Raw genomic sequence first — 19,032 nt, 5'->3', positions numbered from 1 at the left:
GCCCCGGGCGTACGGGCCCGGGGCGGCGGGCACGCCGGACGCGGGGACGCGGTCACCGCCCCGGTCCGCGCACCCGGCGCCCGGACGACCACCGGCACCGGCACCGGCGTGCCCGCTCCCCGGAGGCGGGCCGCGTCCCGTCGTGCCGTCGTTCCGGAGCCGTGAGGACACGGTCCCGGCGGCCGGACGGAACGCCCCGCGGCCGGCCCGGCGGAACGTCGTTGCGTGCCCGGCCCGCGGTCACCGGAACCCGGGTAGCGGAGTCGATGCGAGTGCCCCGGTCCAGCGTCCCGGCCATGACGCGATCAGTGCACGATTTCTGTCGTCTCCGCCCGTCATCCGTGGCGCCGGGCCGGGACGGCGGTCTGCTCGGCCCGCCGGCCCGGGCACGGGGCGACGCCTCACCGCCGGCCATGCACGAGCTCGTTGGCGCGGTCCCCGCCGGCTGGTGGTCCCGGCGCCGTGCTCCCCGCCCGCCCTGCTCCCGGTCCGCGGACCGGGCCGGGAGCAGGGCGGGCGGCGCGGCTCACCGCCGGTACCGGATCCCCTGCCCCCGCCGCGTTTCCGCCCCGCCCGCGGGTGCCGGACGGAGGCGGGGGCACCCCCCGGCGCGGCCCCGGCCGGGAAGCACCGGGCCGTACGCGCGGCAGGGCGGGACGCGGACCCCCAACGGTGCCGGAACGCCGCGGCGCCGGGCGCCGGGACGGTCCGGGCGGCGCGTCCGCCGGGGCTCGCCCGGCTGCCGGGCGGCCGGCGTCTCCCCCCGCCGCCCGGCACGCCATCCCGGCGAATGGCGCGTTCCGCCGCGTTGGCCGCTTTCCTCGCCATCGGCGTACGGAGCCCGGAAGGCGGCTTAACCAGGCGGTCACAGTTCGTTCGTGATCACGCAACAGCGATGGGTCACGGTGGGACCATGACCGATGTGACACCCGCGAAGCCCGCCCGCCGCCGCCATCACTGGCGGCGGGACCTCGTCGAACTGGCCGCGCTCTTCACCGCCGTCGCGGTCGCCGACGCGATCGCGAACATGATCGCCCACGGTCCCGACGGCCCGGTGCTGCTCGTCGCCTCGGCGGTCGCCCTCGCCGCCACGGCCGCCTTCCACAGCTGGTGGTCCCACCGCCACGGCCACTCACCCCCGGAGGCGACGGCCGGCGGCGGGCCGGACGGCGCGGAGAGCGGCCCCGCCGGCCGGGCCACCACCGGAGCCGTGCCCGGTGACGGCCACGCGGACGAGGGCGGGGACGGCGCGGAGGGCACCGGTGACGGCACGGCCCCGCACGGCACCGCCCTGTGGCGGGTGCGGACGACGGTGCGGGACACCCCGGGCAGCCTCGCCGCCCTGTGCACCGCGCTGGCCCGCCGCCGGGTGGACATCCTGGCCCTGCAGACGCACCCGCTCTCCGACGGCACCGTCGACGAGTTCCTGCTCCGCGCACCCGCCGGCCTGGCCCCCGCGGACCTCGGCCGGGAGATCTCAGCGGCCGGCGGCCGGCACACCTGGACGGAGCGCGCCGACGCCCACGATCTGGTCGACACCCCCACCCGGGTGCTGAACCTCGCCACCCGCACCGCCCTGGACGCCGCCGAACTCCCGCTCGCCCTGCGAGAGTTGCTGGGACGCTGCACCATCCGTTCGCAGCCCCGGCAGGCCCGCCCGGGCACCCCGCGGGCCGCGGGGACCGGGGAGCGGGAGGTACCGCGCGAGGGCGCCCTGGAGGAGACCGTCATGCGGCTGCGGGACCCCTCCGGCGGCACGATCAGCATCGAGCGCCCGTATCTGCCGTTCACCCCGGCCGAGTTCGCCCGCGCCCGCGCGCTCGTGGGGCTCGACGCGCGCCTCGGACCCCGGATGCCGCGCGGCCGCGACGTGTGGACACTGCCGGGCGGCAGCGAGATCACGGTGCGCCGGGCGGACACCGCCGACATCCCGGCCGCCCGGGAGATGCACGAGCGCTGCTCCCCCGAGACCCTCCGGAAGCGGTACCACGGCCCGGTCAAGGACGCCGACCGCTATCTGGCCCATCTGCTCAGCCCGCGCTTCGGCCGCACGCTGGCGGTGCAGACGGCGTCCGGCCGTCTGGTGGCGCTCGGCCATCTGATGTGGGACGGGGACGAGACCGAGGTCGCGCTGCTCGTCGAGGACGCCTGGCAGCGCCGGGGCATCGGCGGTGAGCTGCTGCGGCGGCTGGCCGCCCTGGCGGGCGAGGCGGGTTGCGAGAGCGTCTACGCCGTCACCCAGTCCGGCAACACCGGGATGGTCGCCGCCATGCGCGGTCTGGGTCTCCCCCTCGACTACCAGGTCGAGGAGGGCACGCTCGTCATCACCGCCCGCCTCGCCCGGACCGCGGACCGTCCGCAGTCCCCGGGCTCCCGCCCGCCGCACGGCCCGTACGCGCCGGCCGGGCGCTGAACCCGTCCGGCGGGCGCGCCGGGCTATCCGGTGGCCGTGTCGCCGCTGCGGCCGGAGACCAGGCCGCCCGCCCGCGTCGCGCGGTCGAGGGCCTGGTCGAGGTCGGCCCAGAGGTCGTCGGCGTCCTCCAGGCCGACCGACATCCGCAGCAGCCGGTCGCTCACGCCCGAGGCGTGCCGGTCGTCCGCGTCGACGATGCGGTGGCTGATCGACGCGGGGTGCTGGATGAGGGTGTCCACACTGCCGAGGCTGACCGCCGGGGTGATCAGCCGGACTCCGGCGATCACCTCGTGCGGGTCGCCCGCGGTCTCGAACGCCACCATCGCGCCGCCGAGCTTCGGGTAGCGCACCCGGGTCACGCGCGGGTCGTCCGCCAGCCGCCGCGCCAGCTCGGCGGCCGTCGCCGACGCCGCCCGGACGCGTACCGGGAGCGTGGACAGGCCGCGCAGCAGCAGGTATCCGGCGAGCGGGTGGAGCACCCCGCCGGTGGCGAAGCGCACCTGCCGCAGCTTCCGGGCGAACTCCTCGTCGCAGGCGACCACACCGCCGAGCACGTCGCCGTGCCCGCCCAGGTACTTGGTGGCGCTGTGCAGCACGATCCGCGCACCCTGCTCGGCGGGCCGCTGGAGCACGGGGGTGGCGAAGGTGTTGTCCGCCAGCAGCGGCACCGCCCCGCAGGAGTGGGCGACCGCCGCCAGGTCGAGTTCGGCGAGGGTGGGGTTGGCCGGGGTCTCGACCAGGACCAGGCCGGTGTCCGGGCGGATGGCGTCGGCGATGCCGGCCGGGTCGACCCAGGTCACCTCGTTGCCGAGGAGCCCGGCGGTCAGCAGGTGGTCGCTGCATCCGTACAGCGGGCGGACGGCGACGACATGGCGCAGGCCCATGCTGTTCCGCACCATCAGGCAGGCGGTCAGCGCGGCCATGCCGCTGGCGAAGGCGACGGCGCTCTCGGTGCCCTCCAGCCGGGCGAGGGCCGCCTCGAACCGGGCCGTGGTCGGGTTGTCCAGGCGGGCGTAGACCGGCGGGCCCTCGGGCCGGGCGCCGGTGGTGGCGAAGTCGTCGATCCGGGCCGCCTCGGCCCGGCTGTCGTACGAGGGGTAGGTGGTGGACAGATCGAGCGGCGGCGCGTGCAGACCGAGTTCCGCGAGGTCTTCGCGGCCGGCGTGGACGGCCTCGGTGGACAGGGACCGGCGGACGGGCGGGGTGGGCCCGGAGGGTGTCTCCATGGACCGCATGGTGAACACCTGCCGGGCTCTGGGGGGCGGATCCCGTGCTACGTTCGGCCGATGTCCGATTCGGTGGTTCTGGATCCGGTGGATCTCCAGATTCTGCGGCTGCTGCAAAACGATGCCCGGACCACGTACCGGGACCTCGCGGCCGAGGTGGGCGTGGCCCCCTCGACCTGCCTGGACCGGGTGGCGCGGCTGCGCCGCAGCGGTGTGATCCTCGGCAACGCGCTGCGGCTGGACCCGGCGAAGCTGGGCCGGGGTCTGGAGGCGCTGCTGCTCGTCCAGGTGCGGCCGCACCGCCGGGAGCTGATCGGGCCGTTCGTCGAACGGGTACGGGCGCTGCCGGAGTCGCGGGCGCTGTTCCACCTGACCGGGCCGGACGACTATCTGGTCCATGTGGCGGTGACGGGCACGGCGGATCTGCAGCGGCTCGTGCTGGACGAGTTCACCTCCCGCCGGGAGGTGGCGCGCGTCGAGACCCGGCTGATCTTCCAGCAGTGGGAGTGCGGGCCCCTGCTGCCCCCGGGCTGACGCCGGGTTCCGCGCCCGTGTCAGCACCGCGGGGGAAAGCCCTTTCGACACCGACAGACACCGTCTACCGCAGTTGACGTATCGGATATCGGACACCCTTCGACAGGATCATGCCGCCGGATGGTGGTGACGGAGCGGCCGCCGGCATATGAGGATGGCCGCATGTCCGATACCACCAGCAGCCCCCTGCCCCGCCAGATCGCCGACGCCCACGTCGACGCCCTCGTCGAACTGGATCCCCTCGAGGGCACCTATCTCGGTGTCACCGGGAGCCACTCCCGCCTGCCGGACCTCTCCCCCGCCGGCCAGGACGCCGTCGCCGCCCTGGCACGCGCCACCCTGGACCGGCTGGCCGAGGCGGAGGCCCGGCCGGGCGCGGACGACGAGGCGGAACGCCGCTGCGCCCGCCTGCTCCGGGAACGGCTCACCGCCGAACTCGCCGTCCACGACGCCGGCGAAGGACTGCGCGCCCTCAACAACCTCTTCTCGCCGCCGCAGGCGGTCCGGGCCATCTTCACCGTCACACCGAACGACACGGCCGAGGACTGGTCGAGGATCGCCGAGCGGCTGCGGGCCGTGCCCGGCTGCCTGGAGGGCTACCGCACCGCGCTGGCCGAGGGCCTCAAGCGGCAGCTGCCGGCCGGGCCGCGCCAGGTGGCCACCGTCATCGGGCAGCTCGACGCGTGGGTGGGCACCGACCGCAGCTGGTTCGCCGCGTTCGTCTCCGACGGCCCGGCGGAGCTGCGCGGTGAGCTGGACACGGCGGCGGCCCACGCCACGGCCGCCTTCGAGGACCTGCGCGACTGGCTGCGCGACCATTACGCCCCGGCCGTCGAGGGGGCCCCGGACATCGTGGGCCGCGAGCGGTACGCCCGCTGGGTCCGCTACTACAACGGCACCGATCTCGACCTGGACGAGGCGTACGCCTACGGCTGGTCGGAGTTCCACCGGCTGCTCGGCGAGATGCGCGCCGAGGCGGAGAGGATCCTGCCCGGCACGGCGGAGGACCCGTGGAGGGCCATCGCCCACCTCGACGAGCACGGGCACCACCTGGAGGGTGTGGACGCGGCCCGCGACTGGCTCCAGGAGCTGATGGACGAGGCCATCGAGGCCCTGGACGGCACCCACTTCGACCTCGCGGAGCGGGTCAAGCGGGTGGAGTCCCGGATCGCCCCCGCCGGCAGCGCCGCGGCCCCCTACTACACCCAGCCCTCGGCCGACTTCTCCCGGCCCGGTTTCACCTGGCTCCCGGCCACGGCCGAGGACCGCTACCCCGTCTACGACCTGGTCTCCACCTGGTACCACGAGGGCGTGCCCGGCCACCACCTCCAGCTCGCGCAGTGGACCCACGTGGCCGACCGGCTGTCCCGGTACCAGGCGTCCGTCGGCACCGTCAGCGCCAACGCGGAGGGCTGGGCGCTCTACGCGGAGCGGCTCATGGACGAACTGGGCTTCCTCACCGACCCGGAGCGCCGCATCGGCTATCTGGACGCGCAGATGATGCGGGCCGTACGTGTGATCATCGACGTCGGGATGCACCTGGAGCTGGAGATCCCCGCGGACTCCCCGTTCCACCCGGGCGAGCGCTGGACCCCGGAACTGGCCGGGGAGTTCTTCGGGCTCCACTCCGGACGCCCGGCGGACTTCGTGGAGAGCGAGCTGACCCGCTACCTCGGCATGCCCGGCCAGGCCATCGGCTACAAGCTCGGCGAGCGCGCCTGGCTGCGCGGCCGCGAGGCGGCCCGGACGGCGCGCGGAGAGGCGTTCGACGCCAAGCGGTGGCACATGGCCGCCCTCTCCCTGGGCTCGCTCGGCCTGGACGACCTGGAGGAGGAACTGGCCCGGCTGTGACGGCACGGCGGGGCGGCGCCGGGCGGGGCCGCTCCCGCGCGTCGTGGCGGTCCCGGGCGGCAGGTCGCTCACCCGGCCGCCCGGGACCGCCGGCGGCGAGCGGCTGTGCCGCGCCCGCGCCGCCGCCCCCGCCAAGCCCCGGGTACCTGATCCACACCGTGCTGACCTGCCCCTCTGTGCAATGGGGTACCCGCGCAGTACCGTGGCGGCATGCCCGCACTCAACATTGACTTCAGCGACGAGGAGCTCGCCGAGCTCCGCGAGGCCGCCCGGGAGAGAGGCGTCACGCTCAAGGCCCTGGTGCGCGAGGCCGTGACCGACGACCTGGCGCGGCGGCGCGCCATGTCGGAGGCGAGCCAGATCTTCCGGTCCTTCGTCGTGGACAACGCCGACGCCTTCGACGAGGCCTTTCCGGAGGACGCTCCGGCGGGGGCCGCGGGCAGCGGGCGGGGAGCCGCCTGAGCGTGGATCTCCTCATCGACGTCCGCTGGCTCCTCGCCCGCCAGACGGAAATCCTCCCCACCGATCCCGGCGTCGACGACTACTCCGCGCTCGCGGCGGCCGTCGCCCGCCACCGGGTCAACACGCCCCGTCTGGGCGAGCACGCCGACGCCGCCTGGCGCGCCGCCGCGCTGCTCCACACCATCGTCCAGCTGAAGCCGCTGCCGTCCCGCAACGCGCTGTTCGCCTGCGGTATCGCGGTCGCGTACATGCACGCCTCGCACGAGGGCATCGACCCGCCGTACGGTGCGCTGATCGAGCTGGTCAAGGACCTCCAGTCGGCCGACGCCACGGTCTACGGCGCGGCCGAGCTCATCCGTTCCTGGCGGATCTGAACCCGTCCGGCCGCCGCCCGCGGTGACCGCGGCGCGGTGCGGGCCCCGCCGGGCACCCGGGGCGCCTCAGCCGCCCGCGGCGACGGTGTGGTGCCGTACCGCCGAGCCGGTGCGGGTCTTGACGACCTCCAGCCGGGCCGGCACGCGGCGGCGCAGGTCGGGCACGTGGCTGACGATGCCGACCGCGCGGTCCCGCTCCCGGAGGGAGTCGAGGACGTCGAGCACCTCGTCGAGGGTCTGCTCGTCGAGGCTGCCGAACCCCTCGTCGATGAAGAGCGTGTCGAGGCGCGCCCCGCCCGCCTCGTCCGTGACGACGTCGGCGAGCCCCAGCGCGAGGGCGAGGGAGGCGAAGAAGGTCTCGCCCCCGGAGAGGGTGGCGGTGTCGCGTTCGCGGCCCGTCCAGGCGTCGATCACGTGCAGGCCGAGTCCGGAGCGGCCGCGGCCCGGGGCGCGGGCGTCGGAGTGGACGAGGGTGTAGCGCCCGGCGGACATCCGCTGGAGCCGGAGGCTCGCCGCCGCGGCCACCTGCTCCAGCCGGGCGGCCAGTACGTAGGACTCCAGGCGCATCTTGCGGGCGTTCTCGGCGGAGGTGCCCGCGGCGAGCCCGGCGAGCCGCGCCACCCGTTCGTGGTCCCGGCGGAGCGGTGCGAGCCGGCGCGCGCCGTCGAGGGCCTGCGTGGAGAGCCGGTCCAGCTCGGCACGGCGGCGATCCGCCCCGGCCTCGGCGGCGGAGGCCGCGCGGAGCCGCGCGGTGGCGGCCTCCAGGACGGCGCGCGCGGCACCGGGGTCGGCGGGCGGCCGGCCGGCGGCCTCGGCGACGTCCGGGTCGGCCAGTTCGGCGGCGACGGCGACGGTCTCGGCCTGCCAGGCGTCCAGCCGGCCCTGGAGTTCCCGCCGCCGGTCGTCGCCGAGTGCGGCCCCGGCGGCCGCGGCGGGCGTGTCGAAGCCGGCGGCGTAGGCGGCGTCGGCGAGGCGGGCGTCGGCCTCCTTCAGCCGGCGCGCCGCCTCCCCCGCGGCGCGGACGGCCGCGGCGGCACCGGCGAGCGCGGCGGTCTCCCGCTCCAGGGCCGCGGCGCGCTCGGCGACGCTCCCGGCACTGCCCCGTGCCCGCGCCAACTCCTCCTGGAGGGAGGCGAGTTCGGCGGCGAGCGATTCCCGCCGGGAGGTCCGCGCGGCGGCGCGCCGCTCGGTCTCCCGCTGCTCGGCCAGCCGGCGTTCCCGTTCCCGCTCCGCCCGGTCGAGGGCCTCCTCCGCCGCGGAAAGACCCGCGGCCGCGGTCCGGGCCTGCGCGTGCTCGCGGCGGAGCCGCTCGACGGTCTCCCGGAGCGCTGCGGTGCCGGCCCCGTCCGCCTCGCCGGTGGCGGCGGCGAGCGCGTCGGCGAGGGACCGCAGCTCCCGCTCGGCGTCCTCCCGGCGGTCCTCGGCCGCGCGGTACGCGGTGTGTGCCGTCTCCTCCTCGGCCCGGCCGACGTGGTCCGCCGTCCTGGCCGCGGGCCGGGGGTGTTCGGTGGAGCCGCAGACGGCGCACTCCGTGCCCGGCACGAGCCCGGCGGCGAGCTCCGCCGCGATGCCGAGCAGCCGGCGCTCCCGGAGGTCGAGCCACCGCTGCCGGGCGTCGCCGGCGCGGTCGCGGAGCACGCGGAGCCGCTCCTCGGCGGCCTCGGTCCGGCCGGTGAGGTCGTCGCGGCGGCGGGCGGCTTCGAGCCGGTGTTCGGCCGGTCCGGTCTCGGCGCGCAGCGTCTCGGCCCGGGTGAGGGCCTCCCGTGCACCGGCGATCCGCTCGCGGTGGGCGTCCCTCGTGCTCTCCCAGGCGCAGAGCCAGCGCTCGGTCTCGGCCAGGGCCTCCTCGTCGGCCTCCGCCTCGCGGTCGAGGGTCCGCTGCTCCCGGCTGATCGCCGCGGCCCGGTCCTCGGCGTGCCGTGCGGCGGCGAGCCGGCCGAGGTCCTCCCGGCGTTCGCGTTCGAGGGCGGCGAGCCGGCCGGCGCCGGCCTCCGCCAGGGCGGCGGGCAGTTCCCGCCGCAGCCGCCGCTCCGTATCGCTCGCCGCGCGGTGGTCCCGCCCTGCCGCGTCGCGCAGCTCCAGCGCGGGGACGACCCGGGCGGCAGCCCGCGCGCGGTCGAGCCGGTCCCGTACCTCCGCGCGCTCCGCCGCCGCCTCCTCCAGGGCCGAGGCCCGGCGCCGGGCCTCGGCGTGCCGCCGCTGCAGCCGGGCGCGTTCGGCGGCGGCCTCACTGTCCCGCTCCGCGTCCCGGTGGGCGGCCTCGGCCGCGCGGACCGCCGAGGCGGCGATCTCGTACCGTTCCCGGACATGCGTCCGGGCGACGGCGGCCCATTCCAGGACGGCCTCCGCCAGGCCGGGCCGGCCGGGAGCGGCGTCCGGCAGCGGGTGCTCCGCCGGGTCGGCGGCCTCGCCCGCGGCCTGGGCCATCCGGTGGGCCAGGGCGAGGAGTTGCTCGTCCGCGGCGGTCACCCTCCGCTCGGCGGCGCGCCGCAGCTCGGCGAGGCGTTCCTCGACGGCGGCGAAGCGCCGGGTGTCGAAGAGGCGGCCGAGGAGCTTGCCGCGCGCCTCGGCGTCGGCGCGGAGGAAGCGCGCGAAGTCGCCCTGCGGAAGCAGGACGACCTGGCAGAACTGCTCCTTGTTCATCCCCAGCAGCTGGTGGATCTCCTCGCCGGCCTCCTGGTGGGACCGGCTCAGCCCCTTCCAGCCGTCCGGGCCGTGTTGCCGCAGCCACGTCCAGGCCTTCTCCGTGGTGGAGCCGGTACCGCGCTTCTTCGGCCGGAGCTGCTCGGGGCCGCGGGTGATCTCCAGCCGGCGCCCGCCGGCCGTCAGTTCGAGCTGCACCTCGGTCCGGGTGCCCGGTTCGGCGTGGTCGCTGCGGAGTGCCGGGAGGCTCGCCTGGCGGGCGCCGGGCACACCGCCGTACAGGGCGTAGCAGACCGCGTCGAGCACCGAGGTCTTGCCGGCCCCGGTCGGGCCGTGCAGCAGGAAGAGCCCGGCGGCGGACAGCTCGTCGAAGTCGATCTCGTGCGTGCCGCCGAAGGGGCCGAAGGCGCTGACGCGCAGCCGGTGGAGCCTCATCGGGCCGCCTCGTGACGGGGGTCGGCGGCACGGGCGGTGTCGAAGGCGTCGCGGAGCACGGCGCGTTCGCGTTCGTCCGGGCCGCCGCCGCGGACGTGGCCGACGAAGTCCTCCGCGATCTGCTGGTCGGTGCGCCCGCCGATCCGTTCGGCGTACGAGGCGCGCGGGTCGCCGGGCGCGCGGTCGGGCTCGAAGACCAGGGTGAGGAGGTGCGGGAAGCGCCGGCCGAGCCGGGCCATCGGCTCGTGCGGGCGGACCGGGTCGGTGAGGGTGGCCTCGACCCAGGCGTCCTCCGCCGCCTCCAGCCGCGGATCGGCCAGGAGTTCGTCCAGCCGGCCGCGGATCCGGGCGAGCGGGCGGGGCACGGGGCAGTCGACGCGCTCGGCGGTGAGAGCGCCGCCGGCTCCGAGGTCGACGAGCCACATGCTCTTGCGGTGCCCAGCCTCGGAGAAGGAGTAGGCCAGCGGGGAACCGGAGTAGCGGACCCGCTCCGTGATGGTCTGGCAGCCGTGGAGGTGGCCGAGCGCGGCGTAGTCGACGCCGTCGAACACCCCGGCGGGGACGGCGGCGGCACCGCCCACGGTGATGTCGCGCTCGCTGTCGCTGGCCGCGCCGCCGGAGACGAAGGCGTGGGCGAGGACGACGGACCGGGTTCCGGCGGGACGGGCCGCGAGGTCGGCCCGCACCCGGTCCATGGCGGCGCCGAGGACGGCGGCGTGGCCGGCCCTCTCCGCGTCCAGCCGCTCGCGGACCAGGGCGGGTTCGAGGTAGGGCAGCCCGTAGCAGGCGATCTCGCCGTGCTCGTCGGCCAGGAGGACGGGGGTGCCGATACGGCCCGGATCGGTGCGGAGGTGGATTCCGGCGCGCTCCATGAGCCCGGCGCCGACGCCCAGCCGGCGGGCGGAGTCGTGGTTGCCGGAGATCATCACCACGGGGACGCCGAGCGCGGCCAGCCGGTGCAGCGCGTCGTCGTACAACTCGACGGCGGCGAGCGGCGGTACGGCCCGGTCGTAGACGTCGCCCGCGACGAGGACGGCGCCGATCCGCTGCTCCCGTACCGTGCCGACGAGGTGATCGAGGAAGGCGGCCTGGGCGTCCAGCAGGCCCACCCGGTGGAACGACCGGCCGAGATGCCAGTCGGAGGTGTGCAGGAATCTCACAGCGGGGCCCCCACGCGCACCGTCCGTCCCCCGCGTCCTCGTCGGTCGGGCCGGCCGCCACAGCCGGCTCCCTGGCACCGGACACTCTAGTGGCCCCACCCGCACCGCGGCCGCCGGCGGGCGGAACCGCCTGCGCTGTGGTAAGGGGTGCCGCGGAGGCGGCCACGAGTTGCCGTGGCCCACCCGCCGCCGCACGATGGTCGGACAGCGGAAGTCGGAGGCACCGTCAGGACATCCTGGCCGTGATCACCACAGGAGTCGCCATGGCCCCGTACTTCGCGAGAGCACCCGAATCACTGGTGTCGGACGCCCTCGAGGGCTTCGCCCGGGCGCACCGGGATCTGATCGAACACGACGCCGAGGGCGGGTTCGTCCGCGCCCTGCGCCGTTCGCCGGACCGCAGGGTCGGTCTGCTGTCGGGCGGCGGTTCCGGGCACGAACCGCTGCACATCGGGTTCGTCGGGGCCGGCATGCTGGACGCCGCCACCCCCGGGATGATCTTCACCTCGCCGCACAACCGGCAGGTGTTCGCCGCCTCGCGGGCCGTCGCCCGCCGGGACGGGGTGCTGCACCTGGTGAAGAACTACACCGGAGACAAGATCAATTTCGGTATCGCCGCCGAGCGGCTGGCGGACGAGGGCATTCCCGTCGCCCGGGTGCTGATCGACGACGACATCGCGTCGGAGTCCGAGGACATCGCCGTGGGCCGGCGCGGTACGGGGGCGACCGTCCTCCTGGAGAAGATCCTGGGCGCGGCCGCCGACTCGGGGGCCGGTCTGGCGGACCTGGCCGACCTCGGCGCCTCGCTGGCGGGCCGCTGCCGCAGCCTGGCCGTCGCCTCGGCGGCCCACACCGCGCCGGCGGACGGTGCCCCGGCCTTCGACATCCCCGGCGGCCGCCTGGAGTTCGGCGTCGGCATCCACGGGGAACGGGCGGACCGCACGGTGGTCCACGAGCCGCTGGACAGCCTGCTGGAGATGATGACGGGCACCCTGCTGGGCTCCCTGGCGCCGGACCGCGGCGAGTCCGTGATCGCCCTCGTCAACGGCCTGGGCTCGGTGACCGGCCTGGAGCTGTACGCCATCGCGCGGGAACTCGGCCGCCTGCTGGACCGCCAGGGTGTCGAACTGCGGCGCAGCCTCGTGGGGCACTTCGTGACCGCGCTCGACATGCGGGGCTTCTCCCTGACGCTGCTCGTCGCCGACGACGCGGTCACGGACTGGTACGACGCGCCCGCGCACACTCCGGCGTGGCGCCGGTAGTCACGACCCCAGGGACTGATGCCATGACGACCTTCGATGCCGCCTTCACCGGCGGGTGGATACGGCGGTTCGCCGAGTCGGTGCGGGCCACGGAACCGGAGCTCACCGCTCTGGACCAGCGGGCGGGGGACGGCGACTTCGGCGTCAACCTCACCACCGGGCTGACGACCGCGCTGCGGATGCTGGACGGGGCCGCCGCCGGCGGGGAGCCGCGGGACGCCTCCGCCCCCCTGCTCACCACGGCGACGGCCTTCCTCGACAGTGTCGGCGGGACGAGCGGCCCGCTGTTCGGCCTGCTCTTCCAGCGGCTCGCCGGTGCCGTCCGCGATACCGGGCCCGGCCTCACCACGTCCGGTCTCGCGGCCGGCACCCGGGAGGGGCTGGCCGTGATCCAGCGGGTCGGCGAGGCCCGGGCCGGGGACAAGACGCTGGTCGACGCCCTGGCCCCGGCCGCCCGCGCGCTCGGTGCCTGCCCGCCGGACACGCCTCCCGACACGGCCCTGGCGCGCGCCGCCGAGGGCGCCTGGGAAGGCGTGCGGAACAGCGCGCTGCTCCGGGCCCGGCGCGGGCGCGCCAGCTACCTCGGCGACCGGGTGTCCGGAGTGCCGGACCCGGGTGCGGTGGGCATCGGCCTGCTCTACGCCTCGGCGGGCGGCGGTGTCAGGACACTCACCCCGTTCCTCGGGGACTGCCGGCCGTGACGCGCGCCGGCCGCCCCGCCTCCGGCCGCCCGCGCGCGGGACGGCGGAGGTCCCGGCCGCCGGCCGGGGGCGGCCGGCGGCGACGGGCCCGGTCCGTCAGGAGGCGGTCCCGGGGGTCCCCCGGCCGGGGGAGGACCTCCCCCGCCGGACCGTCCGGGGAGCCACGGACCCGGAGGGCGCGGGGCGCGGCGGCACGACGCGCGGCTCGGTGCCGCCGGACGGCCCCTCGGCGATCGCCGGACGGCTCTCCGCCCAGGCGACGAGCCGGGGCTCCCCGAGCGAGGGCACCCAGAGATCCACCAGGGCGGTGGACTCCTCGTCGGGCCGCGGACCGACGCCGATGACCCGCATGCCCGCACGGACGGCGGACCGGATGCCGCAGAGCGAGTCCTCGACCGCCAGGCACTCCGCCGGATCGGTGCCGCAGGCGTCGGCGGCGGCGAGGTAGACGTCCGGGTCGGGTTTGGGCGCCATCCCCTCGCCCGGCACGACGATATGGTCGAAATAGAGCAGCAGGCCCGCCGTGTCCAGACAGGTCTCGACGACATCGCGCGGGCAGTTGCTGGCCACCGCGAGCGGGGCGAAGTCATGGGCCAGAGCCACCATTTCCACGGCCCCGGGCGCCGTAACGGGATCCCCGGCGACGAGCGAGCGGAAACTGTCCAGCAACTCCTCGGTCATTTTTCCGGTCAGTTCCGGGCGCCCCGCCGTCTCCGCCAGCAAACGGCCGCAGTCGGTGTAGTGAATTCCCTTGGCACGCTCGTCGAATTCCGGCCCGGGGGTGGCTCCGTACTCCCGGAGCACGTGTCGCCGGGCCTCCTGCCAGTGGCGTTCGGTGTCCATCAGGGTGCCGTCGCAGTCGAAGACGACGGCCTTCGGGGTCCAGGTGAAAATCCGGTCTGCTGTCACTTTTCCGACCTTCTTCGAGTGGGTCCGGTGTGGACTGCGGCCGGTCCCCCCGTCACCTTTCCCGGTCAACAGAAAGGATTTTCCACACGGTCGGCCGCCACCGCGTTCGGGGGAAATGACGCCCCGGAACGGGGCAGCCACGCCTCTGTCGTGTCACCCAGGAAATTGAGGGGACATCGCAAAAACTACGGTAAATTCCCCCCGGCGACCACGTCAATTGGCCCCGGCTAAATAGGGTTAAGTGATATGGATATCCGCAGCGGAATACACGAATAACGGTCCGATTACCACTCCGCCGGAAAGGGAAAATGCGGGCGGGGGCTGCGCCCGCGGGAGATCAGCCCTCCACGTACGTCACGGCGCCGAGTTCCAGCCCGGCGGTCCCGGCCGTGGCGTCGGCGAGCCAGCCGCGGAACCGGTCGAGGTCCGCCTCGGCCACGCCGATCTCGATGCGGACCCGGTCGCCGTAGCGCACCCCGCGCACCCTGCGGCCGGTCGCCCGCAGGTCGTTCTCCAGCTTTCCGGCGCGCCGGTGGTCGACCGTCACGGTGGCCAGCCGCAGCGGCCGGCGGGTGACGGTGCCGAGCACGTCCAGGGTCCGCCCGACCGCGCCCCCGTAGGCCCGGATCAGGCCGCCCGCGCCGAGCTGCACCCCGCCGAACCAGCGGGTGACGACGGCGACGGTGTCACGCACCTCGCGGCGGAGGAGCATCTGGAGCATGGGAACGCCGGCGGTACCGCCGGGCTCACCGTCGTCACTCGACTTCTGCACGCCGCCGGAGGCGCCCAGGACATAGGCCCAGCAGTGGTGGGTGGCGCCCGGGTGCCGCTCCCGGACGCGGCGGATCACCGCCTGCGCGTCTCCCTCGGTGGCCGCGGGAGCGAGCGTGGTGAGGAAACGGGACTTCTTGATCTCGATCTCGTGTTCGCCCTCGTGCGCCACCGTGCGGTACCGCTGGTCCTCCATCACCGCTGCGACTCCATCCCGTCAGCCTAAGGGCTGCGGGAATGCCGCGGGAACGCGGCCTGTTCGTGCCGGCATGCACACAGACGCGGACACGGAGACGATCCGGCGGATCCTGACCGGCACCGGCGACACCTGGGCGGTGGTGGGCCTGTCCTCGAACAGGGCGCGGGCCGCCCACGGCGTGGCGGCGGTACTGCAGCGCTTCGGCAAGCGCATCGTGCCGGTGCACCCCAGGGCCGAGCCGGTGCACGGCGAGCGGGGCTACGCCTCCCTGGCGGAGATCCCGTTCCCGGTGGACGTGGTGGACGTCTTCGTCAACAGCGCGCTGGCGGGGCGGATCGCCGACCAGGCGGTGGCGATCGGCGCGAAAGCGGTCTGGTTCCAGCTCGGCGTGGTGGACGAACAGGCGTACGCGCGGGTCCGCGCCGCCGGTCTGGACATGGTGATGGACCGCTGCCCGGCCATCGAGATCCCGCGGCTCGGCTGACCGGGGCCGCCCCCGGGACGCCCGCGGCCGGGCTCCACCGTGCGCGGGCGCCTCAGCGGACGGGCGGGACCGACACCACCATGCTCATCTCGACGGTCTCCGTCCCGTCGTTGCGGTAGCCGTGCGGCACGTCGGCCTCGAAGGAGGCGGACGACCCGGCCGGGACCCGGTACTCCTCCCCGTCCAGCACCAGCGTCAGCTCCCCCGCCCGGACGTGCAGGAGTTCCTGGGTGCCGGCGGGGTGCGCGTCGGACGTGCTGCCCTCGCCGGACACCAGCGTCCAGCCCCACAGTTCCAGCGGCCCCGGGGCCTGGACGCCGGCGAGCAGCACGGTGGCGCTGCCGGCCTCCGTGGACCACATGCGCACCGCCTCCTCGGGCTGCACGACCCGGACCCGGGGCTCCTGGTCGTAGTCGAGGAGGGCGGTGACGCTGACGCCGAGGGCGTCGGCGAGCTTCACCGTGGTGCCGACGCTCGGATTGGTCCGGGCCTGCTCGATCTGGATGATCATGCCGCGGCTGACTCCGGCGCGGGCGGCGAGGGTGTCCAGGGTGAAGCCGCGTTCGCCCCGCCAGCGTCTGAGGTTGCGCGCCAGGGACTGGGTGAGGTGGTCGAGGTCCGTCACAGCGAGTCCGGGGTCCAATCTTTTTGATGTATCGGTTCAGTATCCTGTACTACTGTGTGATGCACCGGAACGTCCATCGCACTGCACTTCCAGTACTTCGGGGGAACACATGACCGCGGTCCTCGCCCTCGCCTCCAGTCTCCTCTGGGGGCTTGCCGACTTCGGCGGCGGGCTGCTGACCCGCCGTATCCCCGCGCTCACCGTGGTCGTGGTCTCCCAGACCATCGCGGCGGCGGTGCTGGGAGTGATCGTGCTGCTCACCGGCGCCTGGCGGGAGGCCGGACCGCAGCTGTGGTTCGCGGTGGCCGCCGGTGTGGCCGGGCCCGCCGCCATGTTCGCCTTCTACAAGGCCCTGGCCCTCGGCCCGATGGGCGTCGTCTCGCCCCTGGGGTCTATCGGGGTCGCCGTGCCGGTCGGGGTGGGGCTGGTGCTCGGCGAGCGCCCGGGGCTCCTGCAGGCCGTGGGCATCCTGGTCGCCGTGGCCGGGGTGCTGCTGGCGGGCGGTCCCGAACTGCGCGGTGCGCCGGTCCAGCGGCGCGCGGTCCTCTACACCCTGGTGGCGGCGTTCGGCTTCGGCACGGTGATGGCCCTCATCGCGGAGGCGTCCTCGACGCTGAACGGCCTGTTCCTCGCCCTCTTCGTCCAGCGGCTGGCGAACATCGCGGTCGGCGGCGCCTCGCTGCTGGTGTCCGTGCGGCGCGGCGGCGCGGCCCTGCCGCCGGGGGCGGGGGGCGGACCGGACGCGCTCCGCGCCGCGCTGCCCTCCCTGGCCTTCGTGGGCCTCGCCGACGTCGCGGCGAACGGCACCTACGCGCTCGCCGCCCAGCACGGGCCGGTCACCGTCGCCGCGGTGCTCGCCTCGCTCTATCCGGTCGTCACCGCGCTCGCGGCGCGCGGCCTGCTCAAGGAGCGGCTGCTGGGGGTGCAGGCGGTCGGCGCGGGGCTGGCTCTGCTCGGCACCACCCTGCTCACGGCGGGCTGACGGCCCGGGGAACGGGCCCGCCGCCCCGGGCCTCCTCCCGGCCACGGCGGACGCCCGGTCCGGCTCCGGCGTCCCGTCCACCACGGACGTCCCCGGGCCGCGGGCCGTCCCCGACGTCCTCGGGCCGGGGTGCGCGGGCGTGTTCGGGTACCGCACCGGTCAGTGACGCCGGAGCGCGTACATCAGCAGCGCGATCCCCTGGACGGCGACCGCCACGGCCAGCAGGATCCGCAGTCCGCGGTTGCTCATGCCGGGTCTCCCCTCCTCGTCCCGTGCCCGTGACGGTACCCCGCCGTCCGCCGTCCGCGCCCGGGCGGTCAGCGGCCGGCCGGTGCCCGGTCCGCGTCCGCTTCCCCCGGCGGGAGGTCCTCCGTGAGGGAGCCGAGCGCGGCCAGTGCCCGCAGCTGCTCCGGCGTGGCCCCCTCCAGCGCGCGCAGCTGCTCCGGCGTGGCGTCCCCGGGCGGCGGGACCGGCGCCGGCGTCCGCAGCGGCGGCTGCCAGCCCGCCCCCGGCTCCCAGCGGCGGACCACCCGGGCCGGCGCCCCGGCCACCACCGCGTGGTCGGGGACCGTGCCGCGCACCACCGAACCGGCGGCCACCACCACATTGCGGCCGAGCCGCGCCCCGGGCAGTATCACCGCGCCCGCGCCGAGCCAGCTGCCGGAGCCGATCTCGACCGGCGCGGTGCGCGGCCACTGGCGGCCCACGGGGGTGCCGGGGTCGTCGTAGGAGTGGTTGTCGCTGGTGACGTAGACATACGGGCCGCAGAAGACGTCGTCGCCGAAGACCACCGGCCGCGAGGCCACCACATGGCTCCCCCGGCCCAGCACCACGCCGTTGCCCAGGGTCAGCACGGGGTCGGGGCCGAGGTCCAGCCCGGGCATCATCCCGGCGGTGAGCGTGACCTGTTCGCCTATCACGCAGTGCTCACCGAGGCGTATCCACTCCTCCCCGAACACCGTGCCCTGGGGGTACGCGAGCCGGGTGCCCTCGCCGATCCGGCCGAAGCGGTACGGGCCCGGGCGGTCCGCGGTGACGGCTCCGGTCTCCCGCACCCAGCGCGCGCCGCGGTGCACGGCCCGCGAGAGCGTCCGGCGGCGCCAGGCCGCGAGGGCGGGGAACAGCTTCTGCTTCTTCGGCACCCGGCCACGGTACTCAGCGGTAGCCCCGCCGGGACCGGGAACCGGCTGTGACCTTCACCCCACGGCGCACCGGCGGGGCGGTCAACGGCCGGTCCCCGGCGGCACCTCAGCGGGAACCGCCCCCGCCGTGCTCCCCCTCGCCGTCCTCGCCGTTCTCGCCGTTCTCCTCGGCCTTCTCGTCCCCGCCGCGCCCCGCGTCCGCCGCCTCGCGGTGGGCCTCCGCCAGCTCCAGGTACATCGCCGCGTTGAGCCGCAGGGCCTCCCGCTCCTCCCCGGTCAGCTCCCGGCGCACCTTGGCGGGCACCCCCGCCACCAGCGAGCCCGGCGGCACCCGCATCCCCTGCGGCACCAGGGCCTGCGCGGCGACCAGCGAACCGGCGCCGATGTGCGCGCCGTTGAGAACCGTGGCCCCCATGCCGATCAGGCAGCCGTCCTCGACGGTGCAGCCGTGCAGAACGGCGTTGTGGCCGACGGAGACCCGCTCGCCGACGGTCACCGGGAAGCCGGGGTCGACATGGACCGTGCAGTTGTCCTGGATGTTGCTGTCCGCGCCGATGACGACCGGGCCGCAGTCGGCGCGCAGCACGGTGTGGTACCAGACGCTCGACCCCGCGGCCAGGCTGACCTCGCCCAGCACGACCGAGGTGGGCGCGGTGAACGCCCGCTCGTGGACGACCGGTTCCCGGCCCGCCACCGCCCCGATCAACGCCCGTTCCGCCATGGGTTTCTCCATTCTCGTCCGCACCGTCCGCGCCATGCGCGCCGTCCGCGGCGCATCGCTCCGCTCCGGCGCACCGCGGCGGGCTCCGTGCCCGCGTGGTCCCGCGTACCGTACGGCGGACGGGCGCCCCGGGGCACC

17 protein-coding genes are annotated in these 19,032 nt (G+C 75.7%); 9 read left to right on the top strand and 8 right to left on the bottom strand.

Annotated elements, in window-relative coordinates; translation table 11 throughout:
- The first annotated feature begins 913 nt into the window (after positions 1–913).
- Entirely contained in the window at positions 914–2,413 is a 1,500-nt protein-coding gene (locus KBZ10_RS23325; protein ID WP_210989670.1) for a GNAT family N-acetyltransferase, read from the top strand.
- 23 nt (positions 2,414–2,436) lie between these two features.
- Here KBZ10_RS23325 and KBZ10_RS23320 read toward each other — a convergent pair whose 3' ends face one another.
- A complete protein-coding gene (locus tag KBZ10_RS23320; RefSeq protein ID WP_210989669.1) occupies positions 2,437–3,639 on the bottom strand; it encodes a PLP-dependent aspartate aminotransferase family protein in 1,203 nt (400 codons plus the stop codon).
- A 60-nt stretch (positions 3,640–3,699) separates the two neighbouring features.
- On the opposite strand from KBZ10_RS23320, the gene KBZ10_RS23315 reads away from it, so the two are divergent.
- The 4 genes from KBZ10_RS23315 to KBZ10_RS23300 all read left to right on the top strand — a co-directional run bounded on the left by KBZ10_RS23315 (position 3,700) and on the right by KBZ10_RS23300 (position 6,860).
- Positions 3,700–4,173, top strand: coding sequence for an Lrp/AsnC family transcriptional regulator (locus tag KBZ10_RS23315; protein ID WP_210989668.1), 474 nt, complete (start codon positions 3,700–3,702; stop codon positions 4,171–4,173).
- Positions 4,174–4,335: 162 nt separating this feature from the next.
- Complete coding sequence (locus KBZ10_RS23310) at positions 4,336–6,024, top strand: DUF885 domain-containing protein (protein ID WP_210989667.1); 1,689 nt, start codon at positions 4,336–4,338, stop codon at positions 6,022–6,024.
- Between the two features lie 210 nt (positions 6,025–6,234).
- Entirely contained in the window at positions 6,235–6,486 is a 252-nt protein-coding gene (locus KBZ10_RS23305; protein WP_210989666.1) for a hypothetical protein, read from the top strand.
- 2 nt (positions 6,487–6,488) lie between these two features.
- On the top strand, positions 6,489–6,860 hold the full coding sequence (locus KBZ10_RS23300; RefSeq protein WP_019708304.1) for a hypothetical protein: 372 nt from the start codon (positions 6,489–6,491) through the stop codon (positions 6,858–6,860).
- A gap of 66 nt (positions 6,861–6,926) precedes the next feature.
- On the opposite strand, the gene KBZ10_RS23295 is transcribed toward KBZ10_RS23300, so the two are convergent.
- Together KBZ10_RS23295 and KBZ10_RS23290 are read right to left on the bottom strand one after the other, a co-directional pair.
- Entirely contained in the window at positions 6,927–9,938 is a 3,012-nt protein-coding gene (locus KBZ10_RS23295) for an AAA family ATPase (RefSeq protein WP_210989665.1), read from the bottom strand.
- Positions 9,935–11,098 (bottom strand): exonuclease SbcCD subunit D, encoded by a 1,164-nt coding sequence (locus KBZ10_RS23290; protein WP_210989664.1) that lies wholly within the window; start codon positions 11,096–11,098, stop codon positions 9,935–9,937. Before KBZ10_RS23290 ends, KBZ10_RS23295 begins: the two co-directional genes overlap by 4 nt.
- Positions 11,099–11,361: 263 nt before the next feature.
- On the opposite strand from KBZ10_RS23290, the gene KBZ10_RS23285 reads away from it, so the two are divergent.
- Entirely contained in the window at positions 11,362–12,360 is a 999-nt protein-coding gene (locus KBZ10_RS23285; RefSeq protein ID WP_210989723.1) for a dihydroxyacetone kinase subunit DhaK, read from the top strand.
- A 23-nt stretch (positions 12,361–12,383) separates the two neighbouring features.
- Positions 12,384–13,061: a DAK2 domain-containing protein gene (locus tag KBZ10_RS23280; protein WP_210989663.1), complete on the top strand. Its 678-nt coding sequence runs from the start codon at positions 12,384–12,386 to the stop codon at positions 13,059–13,061.
- A gap of 96 nt (positions 13,062–13,157) precedes the next feature.
- Here the strand turns inward: KBZ10_RS23280 and KBZ10_RS23275 are convergent, their stop codons facing one another.
- Both KBZ10_RS23275 and KBZ10_RS23270 read right to left on the bottom strand, forming a co-directional pair.
- Complete coding sequence (locus tag KBZ10_RS23275) at positions 13,158–13,970, bottom strand: HAD family phosphatase (protein ID WP_210989662.1); 813 nt, start codon at positions 13,968–13,970, stop codon at positions 13,158–13,160.
- A gap of 337 nt (positions 13,971–14,307) precedes the next feature.
- On the bottom strand, positions 14,308–14,937 hold the full coding sequence (locus KBZ10_RS23270; protein ID WP_210989661.1) for a YigZ family protein: 630 nt from the start codon (positions 14,935–14,937) through the stop codon (positions 14,308–14,310).
- Positions 14,938–15,010: 73 nt separating this feature from the next.
- Here KBZ10_RS23270 and KBZ10_RS23265 point away from each other — a divergent pair, with 73 nt between their 5' ends.
- The gene (locus KBZ10_RS23265) at positions 15,011–15,424 is read left to right on the top strand and encodes a CoA-binding protein (protein ID WP_210989660.1); all 414 of its coding nucleotides are present in this window, start codon (positions 15,011–15,013) and stop codon (positions 15,422–15,424) included.
- Positions 15,425–15,476: 52 nt separating this feature from the next.
- Here the strand turns inward: KBZ10_RS23265 and KBZ10_RS23260 are convergent, their stop codons facing one another.
- Entirely contained in the window at positions 15,477–16,049 is a 573-nt protein-coding gene (locus KBZ10_RS23260; RefSeq protein ID WP_210989722.1) for a helix-turn-helix domain-containing protein, read from the bottom strand.
- Between the two features lie 109 nt (positions 16,050–16,158).
- Here KBZ10_RS23260 and KBZ10_RS23255 point away from each other — a divergent pair, with 109 nt between their 5' ends.
- Positions 16,159–17,031, top strand: coding sequence for an EamA family transporter (locus KBZ10_RS23255; RefSeq protein ID WP_210989659.1), 873 nt, complete (start codon positions 16,159–16,161; stop codon positions 17,029–17,031).
- 317 nt (positions 17,032–17,348) lie between these two features.
- On the opposite strand, the gene KBZ10_RS23250 is transcribed toward KBZ10_RS23255, so the two are convergent.
- Positions 17,349–18,173 carry a DapH/DapD/GlmU-related protein gene (locus KBZ10_RS23250; RefSeq protein ID WP_210989658.1) on the bottom strand — a complete coding sequence of 275 codons (825 nt, stop codon included), beginning with the start codon at positions 18,171–18,173 and terminating at the stop codon, positions 17,349–17,351.
- A 106-nt stretch (positions 18,174–18,279) separates the two neighbouring features.
- On the bottom strand, positions 18,280–18,894 hold the full coding sequence (locus KBZ10_RS23245; RefSeq protein WP_210989657.1) for a gamma carbonic anhydrase family protein: 615 nt from the start codon (positions 18,892–18,894) through the stop codon (positions 18,280–18,282).
- Positions 18,895–19,032: the final 138 nt, after the last annotated feature.

The organism is Streptomyces sp. F63 (assembly GCF_018070345.1).
Classification (GTDB): domain Bacteria; phylum Actinomycetota; class Actinomycetes; order Streptomycetales; family Streptomycetaceae; genus Streptomyces.
Note: the sequence above shows the minus strand (reverse complement) of the source record. Positions and strands in the feature narration are given on the sequence as shown.

Bases quoted from the DNA above. Each gene is read 5' to 3' on its own strand.
- KBZ10_RS23325 (WP_210989670.1), top strand. From the start codon at position 914: ATGACCGATGTGACACCCGCGAAGCCCGCCCGCCGCCGCCATCACTGG.
- KBZ10_RS23320 (WP_210989669.1), bottom strand. From the start codon at position 3,639: ATGGAGACACCCTCCGGGCCCACCCCGCCCGTCCGCCGGTCCCTGTCC.
- KBZ10_RS23315 (WP_210989668.1), top strand. From the start codon at position 3,700: ATGTCCGATTCGGTGGTTCTGGATCCGGTGGATCTCCAGATTCTGCGG.
- KBZ10_RS23310 (WP_210989667.1), top strand. From the start codon at position 4,336: ATGTCCGATACCACCAGCAGCCCCCTGCCCCGCCAGATCGCCGACGCC.
- KBZ10_RS23305 (WP_210989666.1), top strand. From the start codon at position 6,235: ATGCCCGCACTCAACATTGACTTCAGCGACGAGGAGCTCGCCGAGCTC.
- KBZ10_RS23295 (WP_210989665.1), bottom strand. From the start codon at position 9,938: ATGAGGCTCCACCGGCTGCGCGTCAGCGCCTTCGGCCCCTTCGGCGGC.
- KBZ10_RS23285 (WP_210989723.1), top strand. From the start codon at position 11,362: ATGGCCCCGTACTTCGCGAGAGCACCCGAATCACTGGTGTCGGACGCC.
- KBZ10_RS23280 (WP_210989663.1), top strand. From the start codon at position 12,384: ATGACGACCTTCGATGCCGCCTTCACCGGCGGGTGGATACGGCGGTTC.
- KBZ10_RS23270 (WP_210989661.1), bottom strand. From the start codon at position 14,937: ATGGAGGACCAGCGGTACCGCACGGTGGCGCACGAGGGCGAACACGAG.
- KBZ10_RS23265 (WP_210989660.1), top strand. From the start codon at position 15,011: ATGCACACAGACGCGGACACGGAGACGATCCGGCGGATCCTGACCGGC.
- KBZ10_RS23255 (WP_210989659.1), top strand. From the start codon at position 16,159: ATGACCGCGGTCCTCGCCCTCGCCTCCAGTCTCCTCTGGGGGCTTGCC.
- KBZ10_RS23245 (WP_210989657.1), bottom strand. From the start codon at position 18,894: ATGGCGGAACGGGCGTTGATCGGGGCGGTGGCGGGCCGGGAACCGGTC.